An 11,248-nucleotide genomic window follows, 5' to 3' on the forward strand; every position below is an offset into this window, starting at 1 on the left:
CTAACATATGATCGGTAAAAACAGATCCGAAACTTAGATTTTCAAAATCTACTTCATTAATTTTACTAGTTGCCGCTTTTTCAACGTTTATTTTTATAGATTGAGTGGTGCTCATAATGTGTTATTTTATATTTTTTTTGAGTTACAGCAACGAAACTACTCTAAAAATTAGATTGAAACGAAAAGGACTGTAGTATTGGCGGTAAAATTAAATAAAAAAGAGCAAATTTAGGTACTAAAAAAATATTAATCGTCGATTTAATTGTTATTTAATTGCGTTTTTTGAATTAGAAGGATAAACTAATTGCCTTGGTGAAATAGCTAGATTTTAGTAATTTTAACAACTAATTGTAGTAGTTTTGTTTTACTACAATTGGTGGCGCGTCACCAATCATTGTTAATTCAGCTAAAATATTTTGAAAAGAGAAATTATACAAACCCTAGACGGTTCAACCACGATACATATCAAAGATTGGGACGAATGTTATCATTCAAAACACGGAGCCATACAAGAAGCTGAACATGTGTTTATAAAAAATGGGCTTTCCTTATTTAAAAATAAAAGTATTTCAATTTTAGAAATAGGATTTGGTACTGGCCTAAATGCATTTATTACTTTTTTGAAAGGAAAGGAATTTAATCAAGTAATTGATTACGTTGGTGTGGAAGCCTACCCAATAAGTGCTGAGGAGCTGGCGTCAATGAATTATGTTACGGAACTAAATGCTGAAGATAACAATGCCATTTTTGACCAAATGCATCAAATAGAGTGGGAAAATAGATCAAAACTCGATCAGCAGTTTTCGCTAACGAAGAGAAAACAGTTTTTTGACGAAATAGTCGATGAAAATCGCTTTGATTTAATCTATTTTGACGCTTTTGGCTACCGCGTACAACCCGAATTGTGGAGCACAGCAATTTTCAAAAAAATGTATGATGCCTTAGTTCCCAATGGAGTTTTAGTGACGTATGCCGCTAGAGGTGTTGTAAAGCGCAGTATGATTGAAGTGGGATTTACTGTTGAAAAATTAGCAGGACCTCCAGGGAAGAGAGAAATGTTTAGAGCTACAAAGTGTTCGTAGTGAGTATTTTAATTGTATTAAGACTAAATTTTTAGTACAATTGTTCACAATAAAAAATTAAAATCTAAGTTAAATAGTAAGGTATTGATACAAAAAAATGTATTTTTACAAATGATAAAACGAATAGATTGACCAATATATAAACTTAATTAATTATGTCAAAAGTCATGTTTGATTATACAAAATCAATTCTGGAAAGGGTTAGTTTTGATCCTATACTTTTTTGTAAAGAATTAGAAAAAGCAATAAACGTCTTGTTACCCTACGAGATGGAACAATTAAAAGAGTGGCTATTTAGTTTTACAATGGAAAAACCAGAATTAAAGCAATGTTTATTAATCGTAAACTCATAAGTAAGTAAGGATTCTAATAGAATCCTTTTTTTTGGCTTATGTACGATGTAAATATTTGTAAATTTCTGACAAATAAGCACTTTATCGATATTTTTTACACTTTAACGATGTTTTTGTATTGAATATCGATAACATTGTAATATATTTACAAAGCATTAGTGTTTAACAATTTAAAATTTTTAGCTATGTCAAGAATGATATACAATTATACTAAAGAGGCGCTAGAACGAGTAAGTTTTGATCCTGTTAAATTTAATAAGGAATTAAAGAAAGCCGCTAAAATTCTACTTCCTTATGAGATGGAACATTTGAAAAATTGGCTCCAATTTTTCTCAGCTGAGAAACCAGAACTAAAGCAATGCATTTTAATTGTTATCGAAGAGAACAAGAAATAAAAAATGGGAATCTATATTCTAGATTCCCATTTTTTATTTCTTGTTTAATGGACTTATAATTTGAACATTTTGGAATACAATAGCGCCTTTAATTACTCCGGCAATTGTTGATCGTAACGCATCAATAATTTGTATCTTTAGCTCACTTTTTGGAAAAATAAGACTGACCTCTCGTGCGGGTTTAGGCTCGACAAATTGTCTTAGTTTTAATTGGTCTGATTCTTTTAAATCTAAGGTATTTAAATACGGTAATAATGTGGTTCCAAGACCCTCATCAGCCAATTTTATTAATGTTTCAAAGCTTCCGCTTTCAATTTGGAAATGATTATTTTCGCTACTATTACTGTTTTTGCATAAATTCAAGATTCCATCTCTAAAGCAATGACCATCTTGAAGTAGTAAAATCTCATCTATATTTAGATCGCTAATTTCAATTTCTTTTTTATTAAAAGTGTGATGATTTTCAGGGATGTAGGCTACAAATGGCTCGTAATACAGTACAATTTCTTTTATTTTTTCTTCAACTAAAGGCGTTGCAGCTATGGCAGCATCCAAATGGCCATTATTAAGTTTTGTAATTATTTCATCCGTATTTAATTCCTCAATAATCAGTTTTACTTTGGGATATTTTTTTATGAAATTATTTAAAAACATCGGAAGTAGTGTGGGCATGATCGTCGGAATGATACCCAGTCTAAAGTCGCCACCAATATATCCTTTTTGTTGCTCTACAATATCTTGAATACGATCCGCTTCATTGACTATGTTTTTTGCTTGAATTACTATTTTGTGTCCAATATCCGTCAATTGAATAGGTTTTTTTGTCCTATCAAAGATTTGAATACTCAACTCCTCCTCAATCTTTTGGATTTGCATGCTCAAGGTTGGTTGTGTAACAAAGCATTTTTCTGCGGCCAACGTAAAATTTTTATATTCGGCTACCGCTAAAACGTATTTAAGTTGCGTAATTGTCATTTTATAGTATTTGTTGATACAAATATAAAAACAATCAATTTAATTTATGGCTTAAATTCAATCTTTCCCAACACAAATTCATTAAAAGACTTAAATTGTATTCAAATACACTCGAAAAATCAAGTCCGTTAATCAAAATTAGATTTGAAAGTTGGCTTTAGTATGAATGATTTTTAATATTCTAAACTAATGATGATTTGTTATTGCCGAAATTGTAATTTATTGATTTCGATCTGGTTAAAAAGGAGCTTCTTGATGTAGTACTGAAGTGTTGCTAATTGTTTTATTGACACTGATAACGAAACAGTTATCGATTTCTAGACATAGAAAATTTAAGTTATTTGCATCTGTACACCTTTATAAATTCAAGTTAAAGTCGTACTGGTTTCTTGATTTTTGAGGTGGGTAATTATTGATTTCACAATGTAAATAGTATTTTTTTTAGCTTCTTTTTTGAAAAAAAGACTAAAAATTGGTTTTTCGCAGGATTTAACACCTATTTTTGTTAGTAATGAAAATTCTAGCTAGTACACTTTTATTTCTTTTCATCGCTTTTTTAGCAATGCCAACTATTTTGACATTGATAGAGAAATCATCTAATAGTGCAATTTTTTTAGATTTAAATGAGGAAGTTCAAGTAAAAAAAGAGGTAGTTGCTATTTGTTACATTGTTGATTTTGAATCCTTAGGTATACTTCAAAAGTTTGAGGAAACGATAAAAATCCCTTGTAAAAGGTTATTGAAATTTGACATGATATTGAGAAATATTTTTTCACCTCCTCCCAATTTTAAAGACGTCACGTATTTAGAATGTTTAACGATCTAGCCTACATCGACTGATGTAAGCTGCTAATTTTATACCTTTTTTAGTATTATGTCAAAAAAAACGAATCTTTTTTCAAACTTCAAAACCGATTTTGCGTCGGGACTAGTTGTCTTTTTAGTTGCTCTTCCTCTTTGTCTAGGGATTGCTTTAGCGTCAGGAGCGCCCTTGTTTTCAGGTATTATTTCTGGAATAGTGGGTGGTATAGTAGTTGGGTATTTGAGCACGTCTCATTTAAGTGTTTCTGGTCCTGCTGCTGGTTTAACAGCCATTATTTTAACAGCCATTTCTGATTTAGGGGCATTCAATATTTTACTTTTAGCTGTTTTTATAGCCGGATTAGTGCAACTAGCATTAGGATTCTTGAAAGCAGGAACGATTTCAAATTACTTTCCGAACAATGTAATCGAAGGAATGTTAGCGGGTATTGGTTTGATTATCATTTTGAAACAAATTCCACACGCTATAGGATTGGATTCCGATTTTGAAGGTGATCAAGCTTTTTCCCAAATGAATGGTGAAAATACTTTTACGGAGTTGTTTTCTATTTTTGATTATTTTCAAGTTGGATCTATAATTATAACCGCAGTTTCCTTAGCTATTTTGATTTTGTGGAATAAAATTTCCTTTTTGAAAAAACTCAAAGTGGTCCCAGGGGCATTAGTCGCTGTAATTGTAGGTGTACTTTTAAATGAGTTTTTTATTCAATCAGGCAGCAGTTTTGCGGTAAGTAAAGATCACCTGGTAAGTTTACCAGTGCCACAAAATTTTGATGAGCTAAAAGCAATTTTTGTATTACCCGACTTTTCAGCAATTACTGATTCTAAAGTTTGGGTCGTAGGTTTTACTATTGCAATCGTAGCATCTATCGAAACTTTATTGTGTATTGAAGCTGCTGACAAAATGGACAGTCAAAAAAGATTTAGCGATACTAATGTAGAATTAAAAGCCCAAGGGATTGGTAATATGATAAGTGCTTTATTAGGAGGTTTGCCAATGACTTCAGTGGTAGTTCGAACTTCAGCAAATAATGCGGCTGGAGCCAAATCTAAACTGTCTGCAATAATTCATGGACTCTTACTATTGATAAGTGTTTTGGCAATTCCAACTCTTTTGAATAAAATACCTTACGCTACTTTAGCAGCTGTACTTTTAATGGTTGGATACAAATTGGCAAACCCTAAAACGGTAATGCATTTTTGGCACAAAGATAAAATTTATCAATTTATTCCATTTATTGCTACTTTTGTATTTGTTGTTCTTACTGATTTATTAAAAGGAGTTGGTATAGGTTTAGTTATTAACATTATTTTTATTCTAATTGGAAATTCCAAAAGGGCGTATAACTTTAGAAAAGAGGAATATCATGACGGCGATATCATTCATATTGATTTAGCTCAAGAGGTTTCTTTCTTAAATAAAGCTTCAATAAAAGCTACTTTAACTGATATTCCTGACAATTCAAAAGTAATTATTAATGCGAGTGAAACAGCTTATATCGCGCATGATGTACTAGACCTAATTAATGACTTTAAAAAAATCCAATCTAAGGAAAGGAATATAAAAGTTAAGTTAACAGGTTTTAAGAATGCCTACAATATTGATGATACGGAGCCGTTTAAAAATTCAGTTTCATTTGAACATTACGACGTATTGAAAAGAAAAGTGGTTACCGTAAATAAAGATAAAATATAATTAAATAAAGAGTTTATGAGCGATTTTTATAAAAAAATATTAGATAATAATAAAGTTTGGGTTGAGAAACAATTAGCCTTGGACAAAGATTTCTTTAAGCATTTAGCCGTAGGACAAACTCCACCACTTTTATGGATTGGATGTTCGGATAGTCGCGTTCCAGCTAATGAAATAATAGGAGCCAAATCAGGAGAAGTGTTTGTGCATCGTAACATTGCCAATATGGTTGTTCATACGGATATGAACATGCTAAGTGTGTTAGATTATGCTGTAAACGTGCTAAAGGTAAAACACATAATTGTATGCGGACATTATGGCTGTGGTGGTGTAAAAGCCGCTATGGGTAATGACTCTATTGGACTTATAGACAACTGGATCAGACATATTAAGGATGTTTACCGTTTGCACGAGCATTATTTAAATTCTATCGAAGATCCAACAGAGCGATTTAACAGTTTTGTTGAAATTAATGTCAAAGAACAAGTGTATGATTTATCCAAAACCTCTATTGTGCAAGGTGCGTGGAGAAATGGTCAAGACTTAACAGTTCATGGCTGGGTTTACGGTTTAAATTCAGGTTATGTTACTGATTTAGCAGTAAACATGAGTTCTAATGCTGATTTAGATGAAGTGTACCAATTGAAATTCTAAACCACTGTATTTAAGATAATAGAATAATAAATAGGCATTCCTAAAGTTATATTAAACGGAAACGTAATTGCCAATGCCATTGGTAAATACAAACCAGGATTAGCTTTAGGAACTGCTATTTTCAAGGCAGCCGGAACAGCAATATACGAAGCACTCGCAGCTAAAATGGCAAATATAAATCGGTTTCCTACCGAATCAGTTATAAAGTGACTACCAGCGGCAACAATACAACCGTTAATCAACGGGATTGCAATTGCAAAGAGCACTGCAAACCAACCACTTTTAATAAAATCCTGAAGTTTACGTCCGCTGACAATTCCCATATCTAGTAAAAAGATTGCTAAGAATCCCTTGAACATATCTGTTGTAAAAGGTTTTATACCCATCGCTTGTTCGTCACTTGCTAAAAAGCCAATAACTAAACTCCCCAAAATAAGTAAAACACTACCATTGGTAAATGAATGTTTTACTAATGAAGATATAGCTGTTTTAGGCTCTTGCTGTTTGTTAAATAAACGGATTAATATTACTCCAATAATGATCGCAGGTGCTTCCATTAAAGCCATTACGGCAACCATATGTCCGCTAAATTCTTGGTTTTGTATTTCTAAAAAACTAGCAGCAGTTACAAAAGTCACTGCACTCACTGAACCATAAGCAGCTGCAATAGCGCCCGAGTCGTAACTATTAAATTTTCGACGTAATATAAAATAGGAGTAAAAAGGAATGGCTGTTGCAATTCCAATTCCAAACAGCACTGACCAAAGGATTTCTAAATTAAAATGACTGTGGGCTAATTCTTGTCCCCCTTTAAAACCGATCGAGAATAATAAATACAGTGCTATAAATTTTGAAGAATTGGGTGGGATTTCAAGGTCGCTTTTCAAGCGAACGGCAATAATACCTAGGAGAAAAAAAAGTAGGGCAGGATTAGTTAAATTATCTAAAAGTAGATTTAAGTTCATTTTGTTAATTTTTTGTTGCGCGTAATAAGCGGTCGTTAATTGTGTTTCCTAATTGATTGTTGGGGAAATAAGAAGCGATAATCAAATCTAAATTTAAGGTATCCAGCCTGTGCATAGCTGCGTACAGGTTAGTGGTTGCTTCTTTTAAATCTCCCTTTTCTGATAGGATTTCTATTGCTGTTATCGTGCTGGGTACATTTTGATTAGTGAAACTAATAATTCCAATTTTGGCATTGGGATAATCGTTGATACTTGCTGCTAAGTTGGTTGATAAAATAATTTTTGTTTTTGGAGCATAATGTTTAGATAGCATTCCAGGTGCTTCAGGAGTTTTATCATTTTTATTTGCTATTGCTACGGGTCCAACAATTGCTTCAATTTCCTCTAAAGCAATGGCACCTAAGCGATACAAAATAGGTTCACCATTCTCAAAACCTATAATAGTAGATTCGACACCATTAGCACACGATCCACCATCTAAAACCATTTCTAGAGTAGAGGAAAAGTAGTCCGCTACGTGCTTGGCAGTAGTTGGACTTATAGATCCAAACGGATTGGCGCTTGGAGCAGCCAGCGGGAAGTCGAGGGATTTGAGTAGTTCAAGTGTTAATGGATGATTGGGTACGCGTACAGCCACAGTGTTTTTACCAGCTGTGATGCTATCCGGAATTGTAGCTTTTTTTTTTAAAACTAATGTTAATGATCCTGGCCAAAACGCATTTGCTAGAATGGTTGCTTTTTCAGGTACTTCACATGCAATTTGATCTAATTTGCTTATATCATCAATATGCACAATCAGGGGATTGAAAAAAGGTCTTTTTTTAGTTTCAAATATTTTTTTTATCGCCGTTTCGCTGTAAATATTACCAGCTAGTCCATAGACTGTTTCTGTAGGTATTGCGACTAATTCTTCTCTTTCTAGGATGTTTTTTGCGTCTTGGACTGACGTAGCTATTTGAATCATTTAATCAAGGGTTACAATTATCACAATAGGTTGGATCTTCTTCCGTTTTTTGTTTAGGATAGAATTCCTCTTCTACATGATTACATATTTGGCATTTATAAGTACAACTAAGGATGGAGCGAGTAGGAAATGCGCAATTGGCACAAGGCAACCCACTATTTGCTTTTACAACATCAAAACCAGGTGTAACACAATGCGGACATCTTTTATTAATTTTTTCAATTAATTTTTCAACTGTTTTCGAGATTACTTGCATACGTGTTGGGTTGTACCTGGCCCGCATATCAGTTTCGGCATAAGCACATCCGTAGGTCGCTTTCAATTGTCTAAATTTTTGAAGTAACAGCACTTCATTTTGAATACCTTTAAAAACCCATCGTTTACGACTTGGGCTATCTTTTAAAATAATAGCATGAGATGGAAAATTGACTTGTTTAGCAAAGGCGAGCAACTGCTCTTCGTTTTCTATTATCGCTGCATTTAAATTAGTGTGCACACTAATTTCTCTCGCCACTATTTCAATATTATTTTTGTAATCCTTTAGCATGATCAATTCATCATCTGCATTAGCAAAAAATAAAGAGGGATGGCCACCAAAAGAACCTTCATTAGCAATAACCAAATCACAATTAGAATAGGCTCTTCCTTGATCACATTTTGTTCTTACAGTGGTAAGCGGATCATTTTCCCTTCTAATTTCGCCAGAGAATGTTCCTAAATTATCAGTTTCAAAGTCGGGTAAAGTAAAACATTCTACACCCATGTTTTGCTCAAGCAAGGGTTTAATAACGTTTTCTTTTTGGTGCTTTGTAGCTATAAATAGTTTTCTATTGGCAAACATGTCTTAGGCTTCAACAGTGATTTTTATTGTACCGTCAATTTTAAAATTTAACTTTCCGTCAATGGCTTTATTCAATAGCGATTGAAGTAAATCTTTAGATTCTACAAGTTGTGCAATTCTTTTATTAGAATGCTCCGGGTTTTTATTAAAACGGATGTGGTTGCTAAAATCCTCTCGATTGTGGTAATCTATTTTGTAATTAATTAAAGCAGTTAGTACTTGAGTAGCCTCTTCGGCTGTAAACAAGCCGTCTATTAATTTAAATTCTTTTAAATCTTGCATTTTTTATTTAGTTTTTAGTTTGGCTAACAGCTAGTAGGATGCCCGCTCCTAGTATTCCATTGTTTAGTACTGAATTATCTGTGATTGCGAGAAATAATCCTATAATTAATAGGGAAAATCCCAACGCAAATTTTGCTTTTTGAAAGGCTTGTAAAAATGTTGTCTTATTCATAGTTTTATGTGAATTTAGCACTAGAATCAATTTTTTATTTATTTGATTTACTGATTATTAGATTCTGGATATTTCATTAAGTAAACTCCTTTTAATTTGAATTACTTAGTTGTCCAAAACGGATAGGACAAAGTTGCTTATTTGTATTCATATATTTTTATTTATATTTGTAATGATATATATAAAATATTTTTATGAATTATACGCTTCACCAACTGCATGTTTTTTTAAAAATAACACAAACTAAAAGTATTACCAGAGCGGCCGAAGAGTTACATCTTACGCAACCCGCAGTATCGATACAGCTTAAGAACTTTCAGGATCAATTTGAGATTCCTTTGACTGAAATCATTGGAAGACAGTTATATGTAACTGATTTTGGTAAGGAAATTGCAGTTGCGGCTAGTACAATTTTAAACGAAGTAAATGCCATTAATTACAAAACAATGGCTTTTAAAGGGCAACTTTCTGGTCGTTTGAAACTAGCTGTGGTATCGACCGGTAAATATGTTATTCCCTATTTTTTGTCTGATTTTTTGAAAAGGAATACTTCGGTCGAGTTGGAAATGGACGTGAACAATAAAACAAAAGTGATTAAAGCATTAAAGAATAATGAAGTTGATTTTGCCTTAGTTTCTGTTCTTCCCAAAGATTTAGCGATCGAAAGTGAGGTTTTGTTAGAAAACAAACTAGTGTTAATAGGCAACTATAATTCAGAAACGAACTATGACAAAGCTATACCTGATTTATGGTACAATACACCTTTATTATTTCGAGAAATTGGTTCAGCTACACGTATGGCAATGGAAGGGTACATCAACCAAAAGAAAATTCAGTCGAAAATGGCAATACAATTAACATCCAATGAAGCGGTTAAGCAAGCCGTTATAGCAGGATTGGGAATTTCGATTATGCCGCTCATCGGATTAAAAAATGAATTAGATAATCAACAGTTAAAGATCATCTCCAGCTCTGGATTGCCATTGACAACTAATTGGCGTTTGGTTTGGCTTAAAGGAAAAAAATTGAGCCCAGTAGGGCAGGCTTTTTTGGAATTTTTGCAAAAGGAGAAAGAAGCGATTATTCAAGAAAAATTCTCGTGGATTACTACTTATTGATCTTCTAAGTTCTCATTGAACGCTGAAGGTAGTAGTGTAGGTATAAATTTTATCAAAATAGGCAACAGTAAACTTCCTCCTGGCAGCAGGAAGATCGTCAAAGAAGGGATGGTTTTACAAATATCCAACAACTGCTTTTTTACTTTCTTTTTTTCTTTTTCATCTAAATCTCTACGAGTTGAAGAGGCTAGGAGCACCACTAATTCTTTGCTTTGCATGATTTCCTTAACCAATCGGTTTTTATTGCGACTCACTAGCGTTATGACTGATTGCGTTGTTTGGTCGTAAAAATGCTTTACTGGGTTGCTATAATTGAAATACGGAATCTGTTTTTTATGTGTATTGATGAAATCATTGGTATCAGTAATGCTTTTTACCACAAAAGAATCGCTAACGCCAATTATTTCAGCAAGTTTATGTAAAAAGTAGGCTTCTTCATTTTCAATTTTTCCATCGCTCCACATGGCCATACCAGCCATATCTATAATGTAGTATTTTTCTAAATCAGATTGAAAATAAGCTAATGGCAACTCTTCTAAATGCAGAACACTTACTTTAGAGAATTTACTATAGCGCGCAGATGCTTCAAAAAGTTTAATTAACAAATCATCGTATTTGGTTTTTTGTGATTTGGTTTTCAAGGCAAGCGAAACGATACTGAGCACTGTTTCTTCAATTTTTTTTAAATACTTTTCTGGAATAGTTCCATGAAGTAGATACTGTCTAAATGCTAATACATCAATAAAAAGTAATGCATTGGTTACTATGTGCGAGAAATTTTTACTGATGATATCAATGTTCGTTTGCACGCGATCATCAATCATCTTTTCTAAGTTAAGAGAAGGTGCACCAGTGGGCAACACTTTTTTGAATAAGTTGAAACCTTGTGGATTCATTTCATTATAAAAAGAAAGGGCTTTTTGAATAAAATT

General features: G+C 32.9%; 12 protein-coding genes and 1 pseudogene. 6 read left to right on the forward strand and 7 right to left on the reverse strand.

Features of this window, described 5'->3' with window-relative positions; translation table 11 throughout:
* Nucleotides 1–115 (reverse strand): annotated as a pseudogene (locus P8M54_RS04010) (branched chain amino acid aminotransferase); the annotation flags it as partial.
* A gap of 301 nt (nt 116–416) precedes the next feature.
* Between P8M54_RS04010 and mnmD the strand changes: the two are divergent.
* The 3 genes from mnmD to P8M54_RS04025 all read left to right on the forward strand — a co-directional run bounded on the left by mnmD (nt 417) and on the right by P8M54_RS04025 (nt 1,830).
* Nucleotides 417–1,082, forward strand: a complete 666-nt coding sequence (mnmD, locus tag P8M54_RS04015; protein WP_300285476.1) for a tRNA (5-methylaminomethyl-2-thiouridine)(34)-methyltransferase MnmD — start codon at nt 417–419, stop codon at nt 1,080–1,082.
* A gap of 155 nt (nt 1,083–1,237) precedes the next feature.
* A complete protein-coding gene (locus P8M54_RS04020) occupies nt 1,238–1,435 on the forward strand; it encodes a hypothetical protein (protein ID WP_300285478.1) in 198 nt (65 codons plus the stop codon).
* A gap of 185 nt (nt 1,436–1,620) precedes the next feature.
* Entirely contained in the window at nt 1,621–1,830 is a 210-nt protein-coding gene (locus P8M54_RS04025; RefSeq protein ID WP_300285480.1) for a hypothetical protein, read from the forward strand.
* Between the two features lie 33 nt (nt 1,831–1,863).
* On the opposite strand, the gene P8M54_RS04030 is transcribed toward P8M54_RS04025, so the two are convergent.
* Nucleotides 1,864–2,805, reverse strand: coding sequence for a LysR substrate-binding domain-containing protein (locus tag P8M54_RS04030; RefSeq protein ID WP_300285481.1), 942 nt, complete (start codon nt 2,803–2,805; stop codon nt 1,864–1,866).
* Between the two features lie 874 nt (nt 2,806–3,679).
* On the opposite strand from P8M54_RS04030, the gene P8M54_RS04035 reads away from it, so the two are divergent.
* Complete coding sequence (locus P8M54_RS04035; protein WP_300285483.1) at nt 3,680–5,323, forward strand: SulP family inorganic anion transporter; 1,644 nt, start codon at nt 3,680–3,682, stop codon at nt 5,321–5,323.
* Nucleotides 5,324–5,338: 15 nt separating this feature from the next.
* Nucleotides 5,339–5,974, forward strand: a complete 636-nt coding sequence (can, locus tag P8M54_RS04040) for a carbonate dehydratase (RefSeq protein WP_300285485.1) — start codon at nt 5,339–5,341, stop codon at nt 5,972–5,974.
* Here can and P8M54_RS04045 read toward each other — a convergent pair.
* From P8M54_RS04045 to P8M54_RS04060, 4 genes are read right to left on the reverse strand one after another with little or no spacing between them, the layout of a single operon-like run.
* Nucleotides 5,971–6,939 (reverse strand): sodium-dependent bicarbonate transport family permease, encoded by a 969-nt coding sequence (locus tag P8M54_RS04045; RefSeq protein ID WP_300285487.1) that lies wholly within the window; start codon nt 6,937–6,939, stop codon nt 5,971–5,973. The two genes, can and P8M54_RS04045, sit on opposite strands and share 4 nt — an antisense overlap.
* 4 nt (nt 6,940–6,943) lie before the next feature.
* The gene (locus tag P8M54_RS04050) at nt 6,944–7,903 is read right to left on the reverse strand and encodes an L-threonylcarbamoyladenylate synthase (protein WP_300285489.1); all 960 of its coding nucleotides are present in this window, start codon (nt 7,901–7,903) and stop codon (nt 6,944–6,946) included.
* Nucleotides 7,904–7,907: 4 nt separating this feature from the next.
* Nucleotides 7,908–8,744: a DUF6671 family protein gene (locus P8M54_RS04055; protein ID WP_300285492.1), complete on the reverse strand. Its 837-nt coding sequence runs from the start codon at nt 8,742–8,744 to the stop codon at nt 7,908–7,910.
* A gap of 3 nt (nt 8,745–8,747) precedes the next feature.
* Complete coding sequence (locus tag P8M54_RS04060) at nt 8,748–9,026, reverse strand: hypothetical protein (RefSeq protein WP_300285493.1); 279 nt, start codon at nt 9,024–9,026, stop codon at nt 8,748–8,750.
* Nucleotides 9,027–9,392: 366 nt separating this feature from the next.
* Here P8M54_RS04060 and P8M54_RS04065 point away from each other — a divergent pair, with 366 nt between their 5' ends.
* Nucleotides 9,393–10,316, forward strand: coding sequence for a LysR family transcriptional regulator (locus tag P8M54_RS04065; RefSeq protein ID WP_300285495.1), 924 nt, complete (start codon nt 9,393–9,395; stop codon nt 10,314–10,316).
* Here the strand turns inward: P8M54_RS04065 and P8M54_RS04070 are convergent.
* Nucleotides 10,310–11,248, reverse strand: a 939-nt coding sequence (locus P8M54_RS04070; RefSeq protein ID WP_300285497.1) for an LETM1-related biofilm-associated protein, incomplete at its 5' end; no start/stop codon positions are given. The two genes, P8M54_RS04065 and P8M54_RS04070, sit on opposite strands and share 7 nt — an antisense overlap.

It is taken from the genome of Flavobacterium sp., from assembly GCF_029242675.1.
In the GTDB taxonomy this organism is placed as follows: domain Bacteria; phylum Bacteroidota; class Bacteroidia; order Flavobacteriales; family Flavobacteriaceae; genus Flavobacterium.

Bases quoted from the DNA above. Each gene is read 5' to 3' on its own strand.
- P8M54_RS04020 (WP_300285478.1), top strand. From the start codon at position 1,238: ATGTCAAAAGTCATGTTTGATTATACAAAATCAATTCTGGAAAGGGTT.
- P8M54_RS04025 (WP_300285480.1), top strand. From the start codon at position 1,621: ATGTCAAGAATGATATACAATTATACTAAAGAGGCGCTAGAACGAGTA.
- P8M54_RS04030 (WP_300285481.1), bottom strand. From the start codon at position 2,805: ATGACAATTACGCAACTTAAATACGTTTTAGCGGTAGCCGAATATAAA.
- P8M54_RS04035 (WP_300285483.1), top strand. From the start codon at position 3,680: ATGTCAAAAAAAACGAATCTTTTTTCAAACTTCAAAACCGATTTTGCG.
- can (WP_300285485.1), top strand. From the start codon at position 5,339: ATGAGCGATTTTTATAAAAAAATATTAGATAATAATAAAGTTTGGGTT.
- P8M54_RS04045 (WP_300285487.1), bottom strand. From the start codon at position 6,939: ATGAACTTAAATCTACTTTTAGATAATTTAACTAATCCTGCCCTACTT.
- P8M54_RS04050 (WP_300285489.1), bottom strand. From the start codon at position 7,903: ATGATTCAAATAGCTACGTCAGTCCAAGACGCAAAAAACATCCTAGAA.
- P8M54_RS04055 (WP_300285492.1), bottom strand. From the start codon at position 8,744: ATGTTTGCCAATAGAAAACTATTTATAGCTACAAAGCACCAAAAAGAA.
- P8M54_RS04060 (WP_300285493.1), bottom strand. From the start codon at position 9,026: ATGCAAGATTTAAAAGAATTTAAATTAATAGACGGCTTGTTTACAGCC.
- P8M54_RS04065 (WP_300285495.1), top strand. From the start codon at position 9,393: ATGAATTATACGCTTCACCAACTGCATGTTTTTTTAAAAATAACACAA.